19 protein-coding genes are annotated in these 20,854 nt (G+C 70.3%); 8 read left to right on the top strand and 11 right to left on the bottom strand.

What is annotated here, in order from left to right; all coding sequences use genetic code 11:
• The first annotated feature begins 47 nt into the window (after positions 1-47).
• Positions 48-626 carry a hypothetical protein gene (locus Pph01_RS00865; RefSeq protein ID WP_204070943.1) on the top strand — a complete coding sequence of 193 codons (579 nt, stop codon included), beginning with the start codon at positions 48-50 and terminating at the stop codon, positions 624-626.
• A gap of 163 nt (positions 627-789) precedes the next feature.
• Positions 790-948: a maleylpyruvate isomerase N-terminal domain-containing protein gene (locus Pph01_RS00860; RefSeq protein ID WP_204070942.1), complete on the top strand. Its 159-nt coding sequence runs from the start codon at positions 790-792 to the stop codon at positions 946-948.
• A 14-nt stretch (positions 949-962) separates the two neighbouring features.
• On the opposite strand, the gene Pph01_RS00855 is transcribed toward Pph01_RS00860, so the two are convergent.
• Positions 963-1,919: a LysR family transcriptional regulator gene (locus tag Pph01_RS00855; protein WP_204070941.1), complete on the bottom strand. Its 957-nt coding sequence runs from the start codon at positions 1,917-1,919 to the stop codon at positions 963-965.
• A gap of 105 nt (positions 1,920-2,024) precedes the next feature.
• Between Pph01_RS00855 and Pph01_RS00850 the strand changes: the two genes are divergently transcribed.
• Entirely contained in the window at positions 2,025-2,345 is a 321-nt protein-coding gene (locus Pph01_RS00850; protein ID WP_204070940.1) for a CBU_0592 family membrane protein, read from the top strand.
• A 19-nt stretch (positions 2,346-2,364) separates the two neighbouring features.
• Here the strand turns inward: Pph01_RS00850 and Pph01_RS00845 are convergent, their stop codons facing one another.
• Positions 2,365-2,544 carry a hypothetical protein gene (locus tag Pph01_RS00845; protein WP_204071321.1) on the bottom strand — a complete coding sequence of 60 codons (180 nt, stop codon included), beginning with the start codon at positions 2,542-2,544 and terminating at the stop codon, positions 2,365-2,367.
• A gap of 42 nt (positions 2,545-2,586) precedes the next feature.
• Between Pph01_RS00845 and map the strand changes: the two genes are divergently transcribed.
• The gene (map, locus tag Pph01_RS00840) at positions 2,587-3,435 is read left to right on the top strand and encodes a type I methionyl aminopeptidase (RefSeq protein WP_204070939.1); all 849 of its coding nucleotides are present in this window, start codon (positions 2,587-2,589) and stop codon (positions 3,433-3,435) included.
• Between the two features lie 19 nt (positions 3,436-3,454).
• On the opposite strand, the gene Pph01_RS00835 is transcribed toward map, so the two are convergent.
• The 4 genes from Pph01_RS00835 to Pph01_RS00820 form a co-directional block, all read right to left on the bottom strand.
• The gene (locus Pph01_RS00835; protein ID WP_239116322.1) at positions 3,455-5,449 is read right to left on the bottom strand and encodes a bifunctional copper resistance protein CopD/cytochrome c oxidase assembly protein; all 1,995 of its coding nucleotides are present in this window, start codon (positions 5,447-5,449) and stop codon (positions 3,455-3,457) included.
• Positions 5,446-6,030: a copper resistance CopC family protein gene (locus tag Pph01_RS00830; protein ID WP_204070938.1), complete on the bottom strand. Its 585-nt coding sequence runs from the start codon at positions 6,028-6,030 to the stop codon at positions 5,446-5,448. The genes Pph01_RS00835 and Pph01_RS00830 overlap by 4 nt, the downstream gene beginning before the upstream one ends.
• Positions 6,031-6,169: 139 nt before the next feature.
• The gene (locus Pph01_RS00825; RefSeq protein WP_204070937.1) at positions 6,170-7,462 is read right to left on the bottom strand and encodes a helix-turn-helix domain-containing protein; all 1,293 of its coding nucleotides are present in this window, start codon (positions 7,460-7,462) and stop codon (positions 6,170-6,172) included.
• A 226-nt stretch (positions 7,463-7,688) separates the two neighbouring features.
• Positions 7,689-9,212: a PucR family transcriptional regulator gene (locus tag Pph01_RS00820; RefSeq protein ID WP_204070936.1), complete on the bottom strand. Its 1,524-nt coding sequence runs from the start codon at positions 9,210-9,212 to the stop codon at positions 7,689-7,691.
• An 81-nt stretch (positions 9,213-9,293) separates the two neighbouring features.
• Between Pph01_RS00820 and Pph01_RS00815 the strand changes: the two genes are divergently transcribed.
• A complete protein-coding gene (locus Pph01_RS00815; protein WP_204070935.1) occupies positions 9,294-11,552 on the top strand; it encodes a molybdopterin cofactor-binding domain-containing protein in 2,259 nt (752 codons plus the stop codon).
• Positions 11,553-11,646: 94 nt separating this feature from the next.
• Here Pph01_RS00815 and Pph01_RS00810 read toward each other — a convergent pair whose 3' ends face one another.
• The gene (locus Pph01_RS00810; protein WP_204070934.1) at positions 11,647-12,480 is read right to left on the bottom strand and encodes an excalibur calcium-binding domain-containing protein; all 834 of its coding nucleotides are present in this window, start codon (positions 12,478-12,480) and stop codon (positions 11,647-11,649) included.
• Between the two features lie 1,023 nt (positions 12,481-13,503).
• Between Pph01_RS00810 and ald the strand changes: the two genes are divergently transcribed.
• A complete protein-coding gene (gene ald / locus Pph01_RS00805; RefSeq protein ID WP_204070933.1) occupies positions 13,504-14,622 on the top strand; it encodes an alanine dehydrogenase in 1,119 nt (372 codons plus the stop codon).
• Positions 14,623-14,724: 102 nt separating this feature from the next.
• On the opposite strand, the gene Pph01_RS00800 is transcribed toward ald, so the two are convergent.
• The gene (locus Pph01_RS00800) at positions 14,725-15,420 is read right to left on the bottom strand and encodes a thioredoxin-like domain-containing protein (RefSeq protein ID WP_204070932.1); all 696 of its coding nucleotides are present in this window, start codon (positions 15,418-15,420) and stop codon (positions 14,725-14,727) included.
• A gap of 111 nt (positions 15,421-15,531) precedes the next feature.
• On the opposite strand from Pph01_RS00800, the gene Pph01_RS00795 reads away from it, so the two are divergent.
• Complete coding sequence (locus Pph01_RS00795; protein ID WP_239116321.1) at positions 15,532-16,212, top strand: DUF305 domain-containing protein; 681 nt, start codon at positions 15,532-15,534, stop codon at positions 16,210-16,212.
• A 59-nt stretch (positions 16,213-16,271) separates the two neighbouring features.
• On the top strand, positions 16,272-16,568 hold the full coding sequence (locus Pph01_RS00790; RefSeq protein WP_204070931.1) for a DUF3467 domain-containing protein: 297 nt from the start codon (positions 16,272-16,274) through the stop codon (positions 16,566-16,568).
• Between the two features lie 86 nt (positions 16,569-16,654).
• Here Pph01_RS00790 and Pph01_RS00785 read toward each other — a convergent pair whose 3' ends face one another.
• From Pph01_RS00785 to Pph01_RS00775, 3 genes are read right to left on the bottom strand one after another with little or no spacing between them, the layout of a single operon-like run.
• Entirely contained in the window at positions 16,655-17,728 is a 1,074-nt protein-coding gene (locus tag Pph01_RS00785; RefSeq protein ID WP_204070930.1) for a threonine aldolase family protein, read from the bottom strand.
• Positions 17,729-17,760: 32 nt separating this feature from the next.
• Positions 17,761-18,414: an SDR family NAD(P)-dependent oxidoreductase gene (locus Pph01_RS00780; RefSeq protein ID WP_204070929.1), complete on the bottom strand. Its 654-nt coding sequence runs from the start codon at positions 18,412-18,414 to the stop codon at positions 17,761-17,763.
• Between the two features lie 31 nt (positions 18,415-18,445).
• Positions 18,446-20,542 (bottom strand): DUF6421 family protein, encoded by a 2,097-nt coding sequence (locus Pph01_RS00775; protein ID WP_204070928.1) that lies wholly within the window; start codon positions 20,540-20,542, stop codon positions 18,446-18,448.
• Positions 20,543-20,854 lie beyond the last annotated feature (312 nt).

The raw sequence follows: 20,854 nt of genomic DNA, 5'->3' as shown, positions 1-20,854 counted from the left end.
ACCTGATTCGCGGGACTTCACCGGCGGGTGTCAGGCACCATTGCGGGATGGACACCGCGTCGGTGAGCCTGCTCCGCGAGATACTCGCCTCGACGGAGTGGCTCGAGCAGACCCGGCAGCTCGGCATGGCCCTCAGGACCACCCGCTCCCCCGGCGGGCTGCTCGTCGTCGGCACCCCCGACGACGAGCCGTGGCACGTGACCGCGCACCTGTCCGACGAGGCACGGTTGTCGGGGCTCGCCCAGCTGACCCCCACCCTGCTCCGCTGGGCCCCGCCGGAGACCGCGCCCGCCCATCTGCGGGTGGGAATGGACCGGCTCCGCGAGGCCGGCCGGGGCGAGACCCTGTTCGTCATCGCGGAACAGCGCGCACCCGACACGTTGCTCGAACGGGTCGACGACGCCCGGCGCACCGGTGTCACGATCCTCGCCGTCGACGGGGGCGACCCCGAACTCGAGTCGCTGGCGCACGACGCGATAGCCGTACGTCCCGATGACGCGCTCGTGAGCTTCGACGCCGCGCAACATCTGGTGAGCTCGGCGGCCGGCGACGTCCGGCGCCCCGGGCTGCGCGAACGGCTCGCCCGTTTCGCCGAACGGGTCACCGGCCCGCGGGTGAGCGACTGACCCCACGACCTGACCGGCGCGCTGCTGACCGGCGCACGCTTTACTGATCGTTCGAAAATGAGGACACCGCGTCATCCGAGGGCGCGGCCAGTGCCGCGGCGCCCGCCGCGTCTGCTGTGAAAATCGCTGTCCCGTTGTCGGAGCACGGTGCTAGACAGTCAGCGTGGCAAAGACTCTGGAGCTCCCCGTTCTGCTGCGGCTGATCGACGAGCGGTCGGTCGCGTTCCGGGCCGCGGTCGCCTCCGCGCCCAGCCTCGAGGTGCAGGTGCCGACCTGCCCAGAGTGGACGCTGCTGGATCTGGTGCAGCACCTGGTGCGCTGAGGCGGGACCATCGCCTAACCCGCACGCGGCTCCGGAGGCCGGCTGAGCTCTCCGACGCGCTTGGCCACCTCGTCGGCGGCCTCGCGCAGGACGTCGATGACGGCGCCCTGGACCGGGTCGGGCTCTCCCGACGTCGTACGGCTCACGCGGGTGAGCGCCTCGATCCGGCGTGAGCCGACCCCGTGGATCTCGGTCACCACGACCTCGCCGGGAGGCACGTCGAGCAGGGCGAGGGACGGCACGATCGCCACCCCGTGACCGGCCGACACGAGCCCGAGGGTCGGGGGGAACTCGGCGATGACGTGGACCCGCCGGGGTTCGAACCCGTGGAGCTGCGCCAGGCGTTCCAGCGCCTGCCCGCAGGCCTGGTCCGCCACACCAGCGACCCACGGCAGGCCGGCCAGGTCGTCGACGCTCTCCGGAATGGCGTCCCAGCCGGGCGGGGCGACGATGCGGTACTCGTCGTCGTACAGCCGGTGCCGTGACATCGAGGGCAGGGACGCGGCTGGCTGGCTCATGTCCCGCTCGGTGACGACGAGGTCGACGCCGCCCAGGCGAAGCTCCTGCACGGCGACCGGGCCGAACAGCTCGTGGATGACCGGGGTGATGCGCGGATGCCGTACGGCCAGCGTGCGCAGAGCGGAGACGAGCAGGTGGCGGATCACCGTGGGGAAGGCGGCGACCGTGACGGGGCCGGACAGCCGCTCGGTGAACCGGTTGAGCTCCTGCCTGGCCTCGACGAGCTGCTCCTCGATCCGCTCGGCGTAGGCCGCGAGCACCCGGCCGGCCGGGGTCAGCGTCGCCCGGCGCTGCGACCGGTCGACCAGCGCGAGGCCGACCTCCCGCTCGAGCTGCGCGAGCTGCTGGGACACCGCCGAGGGCGTGAGATGGAGGGCCTCCGCCGCCTTCATGACCCCGCCTCTGCGGGACACCTCGTGCAGGATCCGCAGACGCCGGGGGTCGATTTCCATACAGCAGAGCTTACGCCCAACTTAAGATTTCTTCACTTGAACTTCATTGCTAGCAAACGGGATCATTGATGCATTAACCACGTAACTGATAGCGAGTAGCACCATATGTCCACTTTCATCACCATCATCGGCACCATCGGCGCCGTCGCCCTGCTGTACGGCTACGCGATGGTGTCGGCCGGGAAGATGTCCGGCGACGGCCTGCCGTACCAGGCCCTGAATTTCGGCGGCGCCGCCACCCTGATGATCAACAGCGGCTTCCACTCGGCGTGGCCGTCCGCCATCCTCAACATGGTCTGGAGCGGCATCGGCGTGGTGACCCTCGGCAGGCTCGTCGCCGCCAGGGCGGTCGCGCGCAGGAAGGGGTCCCCCGAACCCGAGCCGGCCGCGGAGCCGGGACACCCGCTGCTGGAGCCGGCGCCCTGACCGCGGTCGGCCCGGGCGGTCAGTCGTCGTCCCACTCCTTGTCCTGCTTCCTCCAGGCCTCGTTCCGCTCGGACGCGGTCTGGAGGGCGTGCTCAGCCGCCTCCTTGGACTCGTAGGGGCCGAGCCGGTCCTTGTTGGGGCATCCCTTCTCCCCCTCGACGCGCATGTGCTTGAGACAGAACCACCATTGATCGCTCACGTGCTAATCGTGCCCCGTGGAAGCGCAACTAGACTTGGCGGCATGACGACGCTGCTCCGGCCCGGGCGAATCTCGCCCACGCGCAAGGTTCCCGCCCACATCAAGCGCCCGGAGTACGTGGGAAGAGCCGAGCCCAGGAAGGGCGGCTCGGATGTGCAGACCCCCGAGACCATCGAGAAGATGCGCGTCGCCGGCCGGATCGCCGCCCAGGCCCTGGAAGAGGTCGGCAAGCACGTCGCGCCCGGTGTGACCACCGACGAACTGGACCGGATCGGCCACGAGTTCCTCTGCGACCACGACGCCTACCCGTCCACCCTCGGCTACCGGGGCTATCCCAAGTCGCTGTGCACCTCGATCAACGAGGTCATCTGCCACGGCATCCCGGACGACACCGTCCTGCGGGACGGCGACATCGTCAACGTCGACATCACCGCGTTCATCGGCGGGGTGCACGGGGACACCGACGCGACGTTCCTCGTGGGCGACGTCGACGAGGAGTCGCGCCTGCTGGTCGAGCGCACCCACGAGGCCACCATGCGGGCCATCAAGGCCGTCGCCCCGGGGCGGCAGCTCAACATCGTGGGCCGCGTGATCGAGGCCTACGCCAGGCGCTTCGGCTACGGCGTCGTCCGCGACTTCACCGGCCACGGCATCTCGACGTCGTTCCACTCCGGCCTGATCGTCCCCCACTACGACGATCCGTCGCTGTCGGTCACCCTGGTGCCCGGGATGACGTTCACGATCGAGCCGATGCTCACCCTCGGCACGATCGAGTACGACATCTGGCCCGACGGCTGGACCGCGGTGACCAAGGACCGCAGGCGGACCGCCCAGTTCGAGCACACGATCGTGGTCACCGAGTCGGGCCACGAGATCCTGACGCTCCCCTGACCCGGCCCGCTCCCGGGGGCTACTCGGCGGCCGCGTCCCGCTGGTTCAGCTTGGCGAGGTAGTCGTTGTAGGCGTCCAGCTCGGCGTTCCCGGTGCCGCCGGTCTTCGCGGCGACCGCGTCGGCCCGCCTGTCCTCGCGGCGGGCCATGCGGTCGTCGTCGCGCCACCACTGGATCGCCAGTGCGAGCAGCACGATGATCGTCGGGACCTCGCCGAAGGACCAGGCGATCCCCCCACCGGTGACCTGGTCGGACAGCGACGACGCCCCCCAGGTACGGCCCAGCTGGTCGTACCAGTCGGAGGCGAGCACCGTGCCCATGCTCATCAGCGCGACCCCGAAGAAGGCGTGGAACGGCATCGTCACCAGGAGGAGCACCAGGCGGGCGACATGCGGCAGCTTGTGCGGCCCGGGATCGACCCCGATGATCACGTAGAAGAACAGGCAGCCGCTGAGCAGGAAGTGCAGCGTCATCGCGATGTGCCCGATGTGCTCCTCCATGGCGGAGGCGAACAGCGGCGTGAAGTACAGGGCGTACGTCGACACGATGAAGATCGCCGTGGCGATGGCCGGATGGGCGACGACCTTCATGACCCGGCTGTGCAGGATCACCGTGATCCATTCGCGTGGCCCGCGGTCGCCGCGCCGTGCGGCCGGCTTGAGCGCGCGCAGCGCAAGGGTGACCGGGGCGCCCAGCACCAGGAAGATCGGCACCAGCATGGAAAGGATCATGTGCTCGGTCATGTGGACGCTGAACAGGACCGGCGCGTAGCGCGCGATCCCGCTCTGCGTCGCCAGGACCAGGATGACGACGCCCGTGAACCACAGGACGACCCGGCCCCACGGCCATGAGTCGCCCCGCCGGCGCAGCCGGACCACGCCGACGGCGTACAGGCCCGCCAGCGTGACGGCGATCGCGGCGAAGAACAGGTCGAACCACCACAGGGTGACCAGGTTCGCCAGCGAGACCGGGGGCGGCATCAGGTAGCCGAGCAGGTCGAAGGCCCGGTCGATCGGGACGTTCGCCGGCGGCGGCGCGGTGCGCGACAGCGCCACGGCGATCCCGACGGTGGCCGTCATGAGCACGACCTCGCCGAGGGTCAGGCGCAGGAACGACCGCGACTCCCCCGATGCGAGCCGGGGCAGCGTGCGCTCGCGGTGGCGCCAGCCGATCACCCCGAGGACGACGAAGGCGGCGGTCTTGGCGAGCAGCATGAGCCCGTAGGCCGAGGTGTACAGCTGGTCGATGGACGACAGGCGGGCGAGCACGCTCGCGACGCCCGAGATCCCCACCCCGACGAAGCACCACAACGCCATGCGGGAGAACCGGGCGGCGGCGACGTCGAGCTGACGCTCGCCGCGCAGGGCGTGGACGCAGAGCATGCCGAGCCCGCCGACCCACAACGCCAGGAAGAGCAGGTGGAAGGCCACCGAGGTGGTCGCCAGGCCGTGGTTGGGCGAGGAGGACGAGTGCCCGGTCAGCGCGGGCGGCAGCAGCGTCGCGAGGGCGAAGACCAGCAGCCCCCCCGCGGATCCGGCGGTGATCGCGCCACGGGCGAACAGGGCGATCGCGACGGCGAACAGCACCACAAGCGTCAGCGCGATGCCCTGGGGAACCTGGCTCGCGTAGCTGGTCAGCTCGTTGCCGCCGAGGATCTCCCCCACCGGCGCGCCCAGCGTCTCCGACAGGCTGAAGACCAGCGCGGAGGCCGCGGCGACGGCCCAGACGACCGCGGCCCACGAGGCGGCCTTCACATACCCCTGCGCGGACTTGCCGAGCAGGCCCTTGTCACTGGGCAGCAGGACCGCGCCGATGGCCAGCAGGCCCACGGTCAGCACGCCGGCGACGTCCATCCCCAGCTTCGAGAAGGGCAGCATCCAGCGCGTCAGCGTGCCCTGGTCGGGCAGGCCCGGGATGAGGCGGGGGGTGGCGGCGCCTCCTACGACCATCCCGATGACGAGGGCTCCCGCCGCGGCGCAGAGGGCGGCGACGGTCAGCCGCAGTGTCCTGTTCACTTCTTCTTCCGCATGCTGATGTACATGCCGAGGAAGATCCCCCCGACGCCGAAAAGGACAACCCAGACCCAGCCGGGGATCAGCGGCTTGTCCTGCTGAGTGTCCGCGGCGGGGCTGGCGGCGACGGCCGGCGCGGGGGCGGCGGACGTGGTCGCCGTGTCGGACGCGGCGGGAGTGGGCGTCGCGGACGGGGTCCGCGTGGCGGGCGGGGACGACTCGCCGGCCACTGTGAAGGGGATCTCCCCGGTCAGCGGGTGGCCGTCCTCGGAGACGACCCGCCAGGCGATGGTGTACGCGCCGGCGGGGATCGACGCGTCGACGCCCACGCTCACCTTCACCCCGTTGACGACGGGCTGGCCGCTCTCGTAGCGCTTGCCGCCCGCACCGCGTACCAGCAGGGTCGGGAAGCGCACCGACTCGGAGAACTCGAGGGTCACCTTGCGGAGGCCCTCGACCTCGGCGTTCTTCGCCGGTGTGCTGCTCTTCAGCGTGGTGTGCGCCTGAGCGGGAGCCGCCAGGCCCAGACTCAGCACGACGGTCACCAGCAACGCGGCCATTACGGCAATCGGGGATCTTTTCATGACAGCCCCAAGGCTACCGACGAGGGTGGCCGGTCCACACCCCGATCCCGCGACCCCGGGCGATCTCAGCGGCCGGCGGGGCCCGGGGCGCCCATACCATCCTGTGTGGACGCCCCCGCGCGCGCAGGTGAGCCGAAGTTCACAGGCCCGCGCAGGCGAGCGCCTTCCGGTAGGCGTCCACGGTGCCCTCGAGATCGTCCATCTGATAGTGCGCGTCGCCCGCCTCCAGCCAGCCGTACGCCGCCGTCCTGGACGGAATCGCCTGCGCCAGCCACGTGCTCGCGGCGATGATCTCGGTCTCCGCCTCTTCTTCGCGGCCGAGGTGCCGGTAGGCCTGGCCCAGCACGAGGTAGGCCTCGGCGCGGAGCTCGGGCATGGAGTCGTCGAGCAGGGCCTGCGCCGCCCGCGCCTGCTCCACGGCCTGCTCCGGGTGCCCGAGCGCCAGTTCGGCGCGAGCGAGGAGCGCGGCGCAGCGGGCGACGTCCGCCTTGCTGGCCGCCGACTCGGCGAGTTCGCGATGCGTGCGGACGAGGAGCTCGCGGGTCTGCTCCACGTCGTCGGGCCGCACGCTGAAGAGCATGAGGGCGTACGCGAGCCGCAGACGCGAGAGGTTGCGGGGCTCCCCGGTCTCCGACTGGATGGCGAGCGCCCGCTCGGCGAGCGCGATCGCCTCCTGTCCCCGGCCGGTGAGCTCGGCCACCTTCGCGGCGTTCCAGTTCGCCGCGACCACCGCGCGGGGCGTGCCGAGCGAGTCCGCGGCGCCGAGCAACTCGTTCGCGAACTGGCTCGCCCGCAGGAGGTCGCCGCGCACGCCGTAGGCGGCGAGCAGGGTCGCGCCGAGCTCCACCAGGCCGTCCGTCCACGCGGGGCGGTCGGCGTCGCCGAGGATCTTCTCCCCCACCGCGACGGCGAGCCCGAGGTCGCCCCGCTCGCGGTAGCAACGGCTGAGGGCGACGGCGATCGCGACGCGCCGGTCCGTGGCGCCCGCGGTCTCCTCGGCGTCCATCAGGCGGTTGAGCACGGTGATCGCCTCGCTGAGGTCCCCGCTCGCCTCGCTGGCCCGCGCGTAGCCGTACTCGGCGTCCAGCCGGAGCTGGGAGAGCCCGGCGATGCTGTTGTCGGCGAGGAGGTCCGCGTAGCGCCGCCTCGCCTCGTCGACCTCGCCGTTCTCCAGCGCGAGCTGCGCGAACCGCAGTCCCATCTGGAGCTCCTCCATCTGCTCGGCGGTGACGCCGTTGATCAGATAGGTGAGCGAGCAGTCGAGCTTCTGGGCCAGTAGTTCCAGCACCGCGGGGGTGGGCGTACGCTTGCCACTCTCGATAAGAGACACATAGCTGTCCGACAATTCAGGATGCGCCAGCTGAGCCTGGGAGAGACCACGCTGACGACGGATCGCCTTGATTCGCTGACCGACGAGATCTTGACTGGTCACAGGCGCTCCCTGAAAGAATGTCGCTGCTAGACGATTACCGACAGGAGCCGACCAATGCGCCCCCGCCTCATCGTCTCTCTGCTAGCCGTACTTTTCGCAGCCAGCGTGGCTGTCGGAGGAAATGCTACGGCCGCAAGTGCAGAGACGTCTGCATCTAAGCCCATCTTCTACGTCTGGTGCTGCTGAGTTGTTACAAAGCGTGACACTCCGTCAGACGCCTGACAGATCACCAGGCGGCGCGTAGAGCGAGGAACAGGTCGACCCGGTCGGCCATGCTGGTGAGATCCTTACCGGTCAGTTCCTCGATCCGGCGAATCCGATAGCGAACCGTGTTCACATGGACGTGGAGGCGCTCCGCACACGCGTTCCACGACCCTGTGGAGTCAAGGAAGACACTCAGCGTGCGCACCAGGTCGGCCTGGTGCGCACGGTCGTAATCGAGCAAAGGCCCGAGCAGCCGCCGCGAGAATGACGCGCGGACGTCCCCGGGCATCGTCGCCAGCAGCAGGGCGTGAGTGTAGATCTCGTCGCTGGTGACCACCCCCCCACCACGAGCGTCGGCGATCCGTCGCGCGTGCCCGGCCTCCTCCGTTCCACCGCGGATGGCCGAGGCGCCCGCGACGGCTCCGCTGACGCCGATGGACACCCTGGTGCCCGGCAGTCCGTCCGCGAGGAGCTCCACCCGGTGCCGCAACCGTGCGGCGACGGCCTCCGCCGTCTCCTCGCGGAGCGGGACCAGGCAGAGTGCCCCGTCCTCGCCGGCGGCGGCGACCACCCGGCGATCGAGCAGCTCCTCCAGCACCCGTCCGCCGAGTGCGGAAAGGCCGGGACCGTCGGCGGCCCCTCGTCTCGCCGCCGTCGCCGACACCACGATGTACGGCTCGGCGGTGTCGATCCCGCAGGTGCGCAGGCGCGCCGACAACTCGGACGGGTCCGCATCCCCCGACCCGGCGAGGGCGACGAGCTGCTCCGCCAGACGCCGTTCGACCCGGCGGCCCTCCTCCATCCGCGTGCGCTCCATCGCGACGCACGAGGCCAGCTCGAAGCCCGTCTCCGCGTCGACCTCGCCCCGGCACACGAGGGCCCATCCGGACGCGCGGTGGGAACGGTCCACCGCGAAGAGCGTGCGGATCTCCTCCCCCGGTCGTGTGATCACCGTGGGTAGCCGTTCCGCGCCGAGGAAGTCGCGTGCGAGCCGTACGGCATGGGCCTCGGTGAGGTCGCCGGCGACGACCGACCCGGCCGCGGAGATCACGGCGGCGGAGACGCCCAGCTCGGCCGACGTGAGCGCGACCAGCTCGTCCAGGCCCGCCCCCTCGGCGACCGCGGCCACGATGCGGCGGCGCCGGCCGAGCGCCCCGCGCAGGTCCCTCGCCTGGGCGGTGGCGAGTCCCGTGCCCACGATCTCCGTCACCGCGCCGAAGGACACCTCCACGGGCACCTTGAAGAGGGGAAGCCCCCTGTCACGGCAGGCGGTGACGAGGTCATCCGGGATGTGGCCGAGGCGGGCGTCGCCCGCTCCCAGGGCGGAGACCCCTGCGCGCACCAGCACGTCGACGAACCCCGGGGAGTCCGCGGGACCCTGACGCCACATCAGGCCGGTGAGCACCAGCTCGCCGCCGTCCAGATACCGCCCCGGGTCGGGCAGGTCGGTGACGAGGGCGCCCGAGATCTCCCTGTCGAGGCTCGACTCGCCCACGAGGAGGCTGAGCCGGAGCTCCGGCATGGCGAGCAAATCCCTCAGCAACATATGAAACAGCGTATTTGGAGAAACCTACAATTACCGGCATCTGCCGCGCTCCGGTTTCATGTCACCGGCTCTAGGCCCTCGATGACCTGGGTTGATGTACTTCGTCTTGTGACCGTCATCAGGACAGGATCTCGCTCGGGAGTCGGCGAGAGCGTGCTGCGGCCCGACGGGACGCTCAAGGTGACCGGGGAGTTCGCGTACTCCTCGGACCTGTGGCTGGACGGCATGCTCTGGGGGGCGACGCTCCGCAGCCCGCATCCGTCGGCGTGGATCCGCTCCGTCGACGTGGGCCCCGCGCTGGCCATGCCGGGAGTGTTCGCGGTGCTGACCCACGAGGACGTGCCGGGCGACAAGTTCTACGGCCTGGACCACAGGGACCAGCCCGTGCTCGCGATCGACCAGGTCCGCTACCAGGGCGAGCCCGTGGCGATCGTGGCGGCCGACCATCCGGAGACCGCCCGCCGGGCCGCCGCCGCCATCGTCGTCGACTACGAGGTCCGCGAGGCGGTCGTCGACGCCCACAGGGCCGCCTTCGACCCCTCCTGCCCGCCCGTCCACCCCCACGGCAACCTCGTGCGGCACCAGCCCGTCCGGGTCGGGTCGGCCTTCGAGGCGCCGGTCGTCGTGACGGGCGAGTACGAGGTGGGCATGCAGGACCAGGCCTTCCTCGGCCCCGAGTCCGGCCTGGCCGTACCGGACGAGGACGGCGGCGTGGACCTCTACATCGCCACCCAGTGGCTGCACGTCGACCAGGACCAGGTCGCCCCCTGCCTCGCGCTGCCCAAGGAGAAGGTGCGCCTGTCGCTCGCCGGGGTAGGCGGCGCGTTCGGCGCCCGCGAGGACCTGTCGATGCAGATCCACGCGTCGATGCTGGCCCTCAGGACCGGGAAGCCCGTCAAGATCGTGTACGGCCGCGAGGAGTCGTTCTTCGGGCATGTGCACCGCCATCCCGCGCGCATGCGGTACGAGCACGGCGCGACCGCCGACGGCCGGCTCGTCTACGTCAAGGCGGAGATCGTCCTCGACGGCGGGGCGTACTGCTCGTCGTCACCCGCCGTCGTCGGCAACGCCGCCTCTCTGGGCGTCGGGCCGTACGAGGTGGACAACATCATGATCGACGCGTACGGCGTGTACACGAACAACCCGCCCTGCGGCGCCATGCGCGGGTTCGGCGCCGTGCAGGCGTGCTACGCGTACGAGTCACAGATGGACCGGCTGGCCGAGGCCTGCGGCCTGTCCCCCGTCGAGATCAGGATCCGCAACGCGGTGTCCCAGGGGTCGAGACTCGCCACCGGCCAGATCATCGACACTCCCGCGCCCCTGGCCGACATGCTGAGGCAGCTCGCCGCCATGCCGGGCCCCGGGGAGCCCCCGGCGGTCAGTGACCTGCGGTCCCTCCCCGGAGGCGTCGCCCAGACCACGCACGGCGAGGGCGTGCGGCGGGGCGTGGGGTACGGCGTCGGGATCAAGAACATCTGCTTCTCCGAGGGCTTCGACGACTACTCGACGGCCCGGGTCCGCGTGGAGCTCCTCGGGGGTGAGCCGCACGTGCTGGTGCACACCGCGGCCGCCGAGGTGGGCCAGGGACTCGTCACCGTCAAGGCGCAGATCGCCCGCACCGAGCTCGGCATCGACACGGTGACCGTCGCTCCTGCCGACACCACGGTCGGCTCGGCGGGCTCCTCGTCGGCGTCCCGCCAGTCCTACGTCACGGGCGGCGCGGTCAAGGTCACCTGCGAGGCCGTGCGGGAACGCCTCGACCGGATGCGCGCCGCCCATCCCGGGCTCTCCCTCGAGGAGCTGCTGGAGCGGTTCGGCCCGGTCGAGGAGACGCGGGAGTACCGCCACCGGCCCACGTCCCCCATGGACCCGCTCACCGGGCAGGGGAACTCGCACGTGCAGCTCGCGCTGTGCGTCCACCGGGCCGTCGTCGACGTGGACGTCGAACTGGGCCTGGTCAAGGTCGTCGAACTCGCGGCCGTCCAGGACGTCGGGCGGATCCTCAACCCCCTGGCTCTCGAAGGGCAGATCCACGGAGGCACCGCGCAGGGCCTCGGCCTGGCGCTCATGGAGGAGATCCAGGTCAGGGATGGCAAGGTGCTCAACCCCTCGTTCACCGACTACCTGATCCCGACCATCCTCGACATGCCGCCCATGCGGCTGTCGATCCTGGAGAACCCCGACCCGCACGCCCCGTACGGCCTGCGCGGGGCGGGCGAGCCGCCGACGTTGTCCTCGACGCCCGCTGTGGCCGCGGCCGTGCGGGCGGCGACGGGGCTGGACCTGCCCCGCGTCCCGATCCGCCCGGAGGACATCGCGCTCGTGCCGGCGGCCCGCTGAGGACGCTTCAGGGTCGGCCGGAGGACGCCTCGGGTTCGGGCCTGAGGGCGGCGCTTGGGGTCGAGGGGTCGCCGGGCCGTTAGGGGCCCGCGGGTCAGCCGAGGTCGCCCGGGTCGCAGGCGACGCCGTCGTTGTCGGCGTCGACGTACCAGTAGTACTCCGGGTGGACGCCTCTGGTGTACGGGCCGTAGCCGTTGTCGTTGGCCTGCCTGCAGTCGGCGAAGCGCACGGACCCCGGCGTCGTCCCGTTGGAAGCCGGCTGTGTGGTGAAGCTCTGCGGGGTCGCCGGCGGCGTGGTGAACGTCGTCGTGCCGGGGTCCGTGAACGATCCGGTCTGGCCAGGGAGCGGCGCTCCGGGGGTCGTCTGGCCCGGCTGAGTGGGTTGGCCGGGCTGCCCCGGCTGAGTGGGCTGACCCGGCGACGGCGAGGTGCCTGCGGGGCTCTGGCCGGACGAGGGCCCTGACAGCAGCGCCATGAGCGCGTCCGCCTGCGCCTTGTCGAAGCCGGCGATGCTGAGGCTGTCCTGGGTGATCGCCTGCGCGACGCGGGGCGCCGCGACCACCTGGTCCCCCACGACGATGGCCAGCTGCTGCCTCACGGTCTCGCGGGTGAGATCGGCGATCTGCTGACGGCTGACCGGGGACAACACCAGGCGGATGGAGTAGGTGCCGTCCTGCTCGGCCACGGATCCGACCTTCTGCACGGTCGTGACCGTCACACCGGGGTCGAGTTGGTAACACGTGGTGCCGGTGTTGTCGGGCACGGCCTCCATGCCGTCGCAGGGCGCCGCGTGGACGCCGGTCACCGGCGCGAAGTGCACCGGGGAGCTCAGCTTCAGGACGGGCGTCCCGGACAGCGGAGGGGCGTCGGGGTTCTGGGTGCTCAGGACCGCGATCGCGCCGAGAACGACGCTCAGCGCGAGGACCACGATGAGGACGATGACGAGGATGACCGTCGTCCGGCGCGTCGCGTGGGGATCCGGTGTCTGAAGGGGAGCCGGCTGAAGGGGGACGCCCTGGAGGGGAACCCCCGGGAACGGTGCCTGCTGCAGGGCGGCGTTCGGTACCGACGGCAGCGCGGCGGTGGTCGCCTCACCCGCGGCAGCACCTGTGGCGCTCGTACCCGCCGCACCTGTGCCTACGCCCGGCGTGGCGGGGCCTGACCTGCGGCGTCCCCATTTCCGTTTATCGGATTTGTCGGGGATTGATGCGTTATCGCCTGATTTATTGCGGCCACTGCCACGGCGACCGCGCCATCTGCCGCGCTTCTCGACGGCCTCTGCGGGCTCTCCGGCACTTTCCGATCCACCGGGCCGACCGCTGTCACCTGATTGACCACTGTCACTCGATTGACCGCTCTCGGCGAGCTGGTCGCCCGGTCGGCCGTTTTCAGCGGGGCGACCGCCGCCACCATTGCCTTCGCCTGAGGTCGCGTCGTTCTTCGATTCCTCGCGCCCCGCCGCCGTCGACGTGTTCGAGTTCGCGTGGTTCGCCACGCCCGGTCCATCGGGGGTGGAACCCTCCGCAGGCCTGCCGCCCGGCGCCTCGCCGTCGCGCTCGCGCCGCGGGGACTCATCGGCGCCGGCCCCTTGCCCACCGGACTCGGCGGGCCTTGTGGACCCGGGAGACGCCACGGCTCCGGAAGACGCCGTGGACCCGGAAGACGCCGTCGACCCGGAGGCCGGGGATCCGGATCCGCCCGGCACCTCGAACGATCCGGCGTCGCCAGTCGGCGGACCGGCCTGCCCGTCACCCGGTACGGCCGCGTTCTGCATCCCTACCTCGATCCCAGCCATCGATCGCAGAGCCTACCCAGGTATGCCAATGCCAGGTAATCGGACAATCATGTCGAGGTAAGTTGCAGGAACAATTGACAATTTGTCGTGAATGTCTGCCAAATGCTTGCGCGTTGCCGCCTGACGTAGACGTTTGCGGCCAACCAGAGTGAAGGGATGAAGGTCGGAGTTCCCCGCGAGATCAAGACCCACGAGTACCGGGTCGCGCTCACACCAGCGGGAGTCCACGAGTTCGCACGGAAGGGCCATCAGGTCCTCGTCGAGCACGACGCGGGCAGAGGGTCCTCCGTGCCCGACGACGACTTCGCCGCCGCGGGCGCCACGATCATCGACTCGGCCGACGACGTCTGGGCGGAAGGCGACCTGATCCTCAAGGTCAAGGAGCCCGTGCCCGCCGAGTACCACCGGATGCGCAAGGGGCAGGTGCTGTTCACCTACCTGCACCTGGCGGCGTCGGAGTCGTGCACGAGGGCGCTGCTGGACTCGGGGGTCACCGGGATCGCCTACGAGACCGTGCAGACGGCCGACGGCGCCCTGCCGCTGCTCGCGCCCATGTCCGAGGTGGCGGGCAGGCTGGCCCCACAGGTCGGGGCGTACCACCTGATGCGGCAGGGCGGAGGGCGCGGCGTGCTGATGGGCGGCGTGCCCGGGGTCTATCCCGCGAAGGTGGTCGTCATCGGCGCGGGCGTGTCCGGGATGAACGCCGCCGCGATCGCCGCGGGCATGCAGGCGCAGGTGCTGCTGCTCGATCTGAACGTCGACAGGCTCCGTCAGGCGGACATGATCTACCAGGGGAAGGTCGGGACCGTCGCGTCCAACGCGTACGAGATCGAGCGTGCGGTCACGGACGCCGATCTGGTGGTCGGCGCGGTGCTCGTGCCCGGCGCGAAAGCGCCGACGCTCGTCAGCAACGCGCTCGTCGGGCGGATGAAGACGGGTTCCGTGCTGGTCGACATCTCGATCGACCAGGGCGGCTGCTTCGAGGACTCACGTCCCACGACCCACGCCGACCCGGTCTACCGGGTGCACGACTCGGTGTTCTACTGCGTCGCCAACATGCCGGGGGCGGTGCCGCACACCTCGACGTACGCGCTGACGAACGTGACCCTGCCGTACGCCCTGGCCATCGCCGACCGGGGCTGGCGGGAGGCTCTCACGGCCGATCCGGCGCTCGCTCTGGGACTCAACACCCATGAGGGCCATCTGACCAGCCGCCCCGTGGCCGAGGCACACGGGCTCGAGGCGGTGCCGGTCACGCGGGTGCTCGTCTCCTGACCTTCCGTCCGCGCCCGTCCGTCCTGGCGTCCGCGAGAAGACCCGAAGACGGTACGGCCCGGCGGTGCACTGCCGCACCGCCGGGCCGTACACCACCGTGGGTCAGGAGGCCGCCGGAGTCGGGGTCGGCTCCGTGGAGGCGCCGGCGCTGGGGCTGGCCGTGGGGGCCGGCTCAGGCGGCAGCGGCTGGTCGGCCGTCGTGCTGACGCCCTGGTCGCAGGCCGCGCCGAACTCCGGGGTGTAGGTGGGGTTCTGCTTGTACTTCTTGATGAACTCGGACAGGCGGGGGTCGGAGGCCCCGTCGAGGACGATCTGGTGGTTCCACGAGCTGGCGACGACCTTGCCCGGCAGGCCCGGGTACGGGCTGAGCAGCATGTAGTCGGAGGAGGCCAGCGTCTTCAGCTTGGCAACGTCCGCGGCGGGCAGGTCGGGGCTGTAGGTGATCCAGACGGCGCCGTGCTCCAGCGAGTGGACACCGTGCTCGTTGTGGATCGGCTTGTCGTAGATCCCGCAGTTCTGCCAGTAGTAGTTGTGCTGGCCGCCCACCGGGGGGTTCTCCTTGTAGGAGATCTTGGTCCAGGCGTGGTCGGAGCCCTTGTAGTCGTAGGTCTTCACCGCGCTCAGGGACTTCTGCGACCGGTCGTTGACGACGTAGAAGCCGACCAGACCGACCACCGCGAGGACGACCAGACCGCCGACTCCCCACATGAGAAAAGCGGTACGCCGTTCCTTGCTCCTCTGCTCGGCACGCATGCGCTCGAGGTGCTCGCGTCTCGCCTGCGTCTTGCCCTTCGCCATCAAGCCCTCCACCCACCGGTTCACTGACATCCCCGCTGCGGTATGGAGAATAGTGGGTGAGATGCACCTTTGGCTCAGCCCGGTCAGACAGGACAGGTAGCCTGTGGGGCGATGACCACCGAGACGAGCGTCATGCTCGACACCACGCCGCAGCCCAGGAGGCGGTTTCCCCTCGTGGCGCTGGTCGCCCTCGTCCTCGCCGCGGGCGCATTGGTGCTGTTCGCGACCAGGTCGGGGACCCCGGGAGACACCTCGCCCGAGGCGGGGTTCGCCAGGGACATGGCCGTCCACCATTCCCAGGCGGTCGAGATGGCCTTCGTCGTATGGGACAAGACCTCCGACGGTCCGCTTCGGACGTTGTCGTACGACATCATCACCACCCAGACGGCCCAGCGCGGGATCTTCATGGGCTGGCTCCAGCAGTGGAACCTCGACCAGTCGTCGTCCCAGCCGCCGATGGCGTGGATGTCCGGGCACGCCCACGGTGGCGCGGCCCCGGGCGCGACCTCCGGCGTCATGCCGGGCATGGCCTCGGAGGAGGAGCTGAACCGGCTGCGGACGGCGCAGGGCAAGGACGCCGAGATCCTCTTCCTCCAGCTCATGATCCGCCATCACGAGGGCGGCGTGGAGATGGCGCAGGGTCTGCTCCGACTGTCCGACCGTCCCGAGGTGCGGTCGCTGGCGCAGCACATCGTCGACGGCCAGACGGCGGAGATCAGGCTGATGAAGGGTCTGCTGGCCGAGCGTGGGGCGCAGCCGTTGCCGAGCATCCTCCAGAGTCCGGCGGGATAGGCGCGCACAAGGTCTCCGGCCGGGGCACGATGGAGGTGCCGTGGCCAGAGGAGAAGAGATTGAACGACGACCCGGAAAGCCGCCTCGAGGTGCACATCACACCTGAGGTCGAGTCAGGGCACTACGCCGACTTCGCTTCGGTCTGGCACACCCAAGATGGATTCGTCCTGGACTTCGCCGTGATCACACGGCCGCCGGCGCTCGCCGACGATCCTCTTTCCGGGGACCGGTACGTGAGCGTGCCGACCAGGATCGTCAGTCGGGTCAGGCTGCCTCCGGCGCAGGTGTTCGAGCTGATGAAGGCCCTCGAGCAACAGCTCACCGCCTACGAGAAGGAAACCAACCAAAAAGTCTGACCTCTCGCCCCTTGCCCGTGATCATGCGCAGGTTCGGCGGTACAACCATCGCCGAGCCTGTGCATGATCACGCGGGAGAGGGAGGGTCAGGCGTGGAGTTCTTGGGTCAGGGCGGCGACGAAGGCGTCCACGTCGGCTTCGGTGGTGTCGAAGGCGCACATCCAGCGGACCTCGACCTCACCGCCGCCGATCCGCTCGTTCCAGTTGTAGAACCGGAACCGCTTGCGCAGCCGGTCGGCCACATCTCCCGGCAGGATCGCGAAGACCGCGTTGGCCTCCACCTCGCGCGCCACCCTGACACCCGGAAGACCACGTACGGCGTCCGCCAGCCTCCTGGCCATCCCGTTGGCCTGGCGGGCGTTGCGCAGCCACAGGTCGCCGCCGAGCAGGGCCTCGAACTGCACGGACACGAACCGCATCTTCGAGGCGAGCTGCATGCCGGTCTTGCGCAGGTACGGCAGGCCCTTCGCGGCCGAGGGGTTGAGGACCACGACGGCCTCCCCCAGCATGAGCCCGATCTTGGTGCCGCCGAAGGACAACATGTCGACCCCGGCGTCCGTGGTCAGCGCGCGGAGGGGCACGTCGAGGGCAGCCGCCGCGTTGGTGATCCGGGAGCCGTCCAGGTGGACGAACATGCCCAGTTCGTGGGCGTGGTCGCAGACGGCCTTGATCTCGGCTGGCGTGTACAGCGTGCCGAGCTCCGTGGCGTTGGAGATCGAGACCACCCGTGGCTGCGCGCGGTGCACGTCCCCGAACCCCCACGCCTGCTGGTCGATCAGCTCGGGCGTGAGCTTGCCGTCCGGGGTCGCCACCGGGAGCAGCTTCAGACCGCCGGTGACCTCCGGCGCGCCGCCCTCGTCGGTGTTGATGTGCGCGCTGTCGGGGCAGACCACCGCTTCCCACGGGGCGCACATCGAACGCAACGAGAGCACGTTCGCGGCGGTGCCGTTGAACACCGGCAGGGCCTCGACGTGGTCGCCGAAATGCCGCCGGAAGACGCCCTGCAAGGCTTCGGTGTAGGCGTCGTCTCCGTAGCTGACCTGGTGCCCGCCGTTGGCCAGGGCGATGGCCTCCAGCACCTCCGGGTGGATCCCGGCGTAGTTGTCGCTGGCGAAGGTCTTGATCTCCGGCTCGTGCCGCCGCACGGCATCCGTTGTCACGAAATATCTCCGTTTAGTCGAAAAAATAGACGTCAGGCGGTGAGGTCGATCCGCTGCCCGTTGACCTCGGCGGGATCCCTGTCCCAGAGCGCCTCGACGGAGCGCGCCAGATCGTCCACATCGGTGAACCCCTTGTACTCCTTGCCGGGGTTCGCCGCCCTCATCCCATCGTCCACCAGTGCGGTGATCACCAGGATCGCGGCCGCGGACGACGTGCCCTTCAGGGCGTCGGCGAGCGACAGCGTCCACGCCTCGGCCGCCGCCTTGGCCGCCGCGTAGGCCGCGTTCGTCCGCGTCGGCGCCTGAGCGGCCTTCGCCGAGACGATGACGAACCGGCCGTTCTCGCTGGCCCGCAGCAACGGCTCGAACGCGAGCGAGACGTTCTGCAGGGTCCGGATCAGCAGGCCGTGCAGCAGGTCCCAGTCCTCCAGCGAGGTGCCGGCGAAGGTCTTGGACCCGCGCCATCCCCCGACGAGGTGCACGATCCCGTCGACCCGGCCGTGCTCCGCCTCGACCTGCTCCGCCAGCCTCCGTACGGCTGACGCGTCCTGGAGGTCGACGGCCAGGGCGCCGTCGCCTCCCGACCTGTTCACGGCGATGACGGTGTCACCCAGCTCGGTGAACCGCCGGACGACGGCCCGCCCCGACGGGCTGCCCGTGCCTGCGACCAGAATGACCCTGCTCAAACGATGACCCACCTTTCGAACGGGCCAGGGTTCACGCCCTGATGCCCCGCGTGGACTCGACCACGTCGGTGAGCTTACGACGCAGCGCCTCGTAGAACATGCTCAGGGGGAACTCATCGGGCAGGACGGCGTTGACCATCTCCTTCTGCTCCTCCGGCAGCGCCTGGACGCCCTGGCTCCACACCGACGCCGGATGCGGCGCGACGTACGCGGCCACGAGCGAGTGGGCGGCGAGCCAGTGGGCCACCTTGGACCTGTCGATGCCGTCGCGGTAGAGGGTCTCGACCTCGCCCCGCAGGTCGGCCACCCCGTCGGCGACCTTGGCCCAGTCGACGAAGAGCCTGTTGTCGGTCCAGCGGACGATGCCGCGCCGGTGCAGGTAGGCGAACAGCAGCTGCCCGCCGAGCCCGTCGTAGTTCCGGACCCGCTCACCGGTGATCGGGAAGCGGAACAGCCGGTCGAACAGGATCGCGTACTGCACGTACCGCGCGTGCGGCACGCCGTCGACCTCCAGCTTCACCGCCTCGCCGAACGCGGTCAGGTCGCAGCGCAGCTCCTCCAGCGTGTAGAGCCAGTACGGCATGCGCTGCTTGATCATGAACGGGTCGAACGGCAGGTCGCCGTGGCTGTGGGTGCGGTCGTGGACCAGATCCCACAGGACGAAGGTGTCCTGGGCAAGTTCCTGCGATGCGAGCAGCCGGGCCGCGTCCGGCGGCAGAGCCAGCTTGAGGGTGGCGGCGGCCGCCTCGCTGACGGCGCGGAACCGCGCGGCCTCCCGGTCGCAGAAGATGCCGCCCCACGTGAACCGCGGCGGCGTCTCGCGGACGGCGACGGTCTCGGGGAAGAGCACGGCCGAGTTGGTGTCGTAGCCGGAGGTGAAGTCCGCGAAGGCGATCGGCACGAACATCGGGTTGTCGTAGCCGTTCCGCTCCAGCTCGGCCAGCCAGTCGGGCCAGACGACGCGGATCCAGACCGCCTCGACGTTGCGGTTCGGGTTCCCGTTCTGCGTGTACATCGGGAAGACGACGAGGTGCTCGAGCCCGTCCACCCGCTGGGCGTCGGGGTGGAAGAGGTTCAGCGAGTCGAGGAAGTCGGGCACGCCGAGCCCGTCGGCCACCCACTTACGCAGGTCGGCCACGACCGCGTCGAGGTAGTCCTTGTCGTGCGGGAACCCGGGCGCGAGCCGTACGACGTTGTCGCTGATCTCGGAGATCAGCTCGACGGCGCGGTCGCGGTCCTCCGCGATGGAGCCGTCCTTGGCCTGGAGCGGCCGCAGGGCCTCGACGGCGGCCTTGAGCCCGTCCCACGCGGCGCCCAGGCCTTCCGGGGCCTCCGAGCCGGCCGTGTGGCCGGCGGCGACGTCCGGGATCCTGGCGGCCCAGGTGACGAGGTCGGTCCAGAGTTGCGCGTGGTCGAAGTCGCCGATCGAGTCGTCGCCGAACAGGTCGGAGTCGGCGAGCGCCACGACCCGCCCGCGCCCGTGCCGTACGGCCAGGGCCAGCGGACGGCCCGCGGGATCGGCGGTCCCCGACGTCTCGAACAGGACCTCCGCGCCCTCCGGGGCGACGAGCGTGCCGGCCCGGTAGAAGCAGGCCTGCCGCACGCCCGCGAGCAGGTCCTGGCGCAGGCCCGGCCCGTCGGCGGCACCGGCCCCGCGGACGCCGAGGACCCACGTCGCGACCTTGTTGTGGGAGCCGGAGGGGTCCTGGACGGTGGTGTGCTCGATGCCGACGCCGAAGCGGCCGAGCAGGTCGGCGAGGTTGTTCCCGTACTTGTCCTGCTCGCATTCGGCGAGCACGACGAGCCCCCCACCGGCGGCCACGTAGTCCTCGACGGCGTCGAGTTCCGCGTCGGTGAACACAGGGCTGCCCGCGCCGGTCGTCCGCTCCCAGTGATCCCCTGACGGGTGCGCGATCACGAACACGTCGTGGGGGTCGAGCACGGACGTGGTCACCGGCCCCTGGGTGTGCGCGGTGACCGTCTGGCCGAGCCGCCGCAGGATGGCGGCGGCCGTCGAGTAGCCGCTGTCGTCGGGATGCGCGGGATTCATGGCTTCGGCGACTTCCCGCCTGATGCTCCATGCCTCGCTGTGCGCCTCATCGAACAGGACTGACGGGAATGCCCTCATGAAATATCTCCTGCACTTTGCGCCATCTGCACAAAAATATACACAAAGGCTACGCATGCACCGATAAGTCACCCGCGACGAGGAGGCCCTGTCACCCCACGGCCGACGGGCCGGAGGACCGATGGCCGCCATCGAGCGACCACCCATGGGTCGTCCGGGATGGCGGATACGCCGGAAATCCCGGGCATGCCGAAGATCCCGGAGTCTCCGGAACCCCGGTCGCGATCATGCAAGACTCGGCGGCAGCTCCCGGCTGAGACCCCAAATCAAGAGAACCCAGGCCGAAGGGCCAGAAAAGTTCAGGGATCGCCC

It is taken from the genome of Planotetraspora phitsanulokensis (assembly GCF_016863295.1).
Taxonomy (GTDB): Bacteria; Actinomycetota; Actinomycetes; order Streptosporangiales; family Streptosporangiaceae; genus Planotetraspora; species Planotetraspora phitsanulokensis.
This window is presented reverse-complemented; position numbering and strand designations above follow the sequence as displayed.

What these genes read in the sequence shown, in the direction of transcription:
- Pph01_RS00865 (WP_204070943.1), top strand. Translation starts at nt 48, where the DNA reads ATGGACACCGCGTCGGTGAGCCTGCTCCGCGAGATACTCGCCTCGACG.
- Pph01_RS00855 (WP_204070941.1), bottom strand. Translation starts at nt 1,919, where the DNA reads ATGGAAATCGACCCCCGGCGTCTGCGGATCCTGCACGAGGTGTCCCGC.
- Pph01_RS00850 (WP_204070940.1), top strand. Translation starts at nt 2,025, where the DNA reads ATGTCCACTTTCATCACCATCATCGGCACCATCGGCGCCGTCGCCCTG.
- map (WP_204070939.1), top strand. Translation starts at nt 2,587, where the DNA reads ATGACGACGCTGCTCCGGCCCGGGCGAATCTCGCCCACGCGCAAGGTT.
- Pph01_RS00830 (WP_204070938.1), bottom strand. Translation starts at nt 6,030, where the DNA reads ATGAAAAGATCCCCGATTGCCGTAATGGCCGCGTTGCTGGTGACCGTC.
- Pph01_RS00820 (WP_204070936.1), bottom strand. Translation starts at nt 9,212, where the DNA reads ATGTTGCTGAGGGATTTGCTCGCCATGCCGGAGCTCCGGCTCAGCCTC.
- Pph01_RS00815 (WP_204070935.1), top strand. Translation starts at nt 9,294, where the DNA reads ATGACCTGGGTTGATGTACTTCGTCTTGTGACCGTCATCAGGACAGGA.
- ald (WP_204070933.1), top strand. Translation starts at nt 13,504, where the DNA reads ATGAAGGTCGGAGTTCCCCGCGAGATCAAGACCCACGAGTACCGGGTC.
- Pph01_RS00800 (WP_204070932.1), bottom strand. Translation starts at nt 15,420, where the DNA reads ATGGCGAAGGGCAAGACGCAGGCGAGACGCGAGCACCTCGAGCGCATG.
- Pph01_RS00795 (WP_239116321.1), top strand. Translation starts at nt 15,532, where the DNA reads ATGACCACCGAGACGAGCGTCATGCTCGACACCACGCCGCAGCCCAGG.
- Pph01_RS00775 (WP_204070928.1), bottom strand. Translation starts at nt 20,542, where the DNA reads ATGAGGGCATTCCCGTCAGTCCTGTTCGATGAGGCGCACAGCGAGGCA.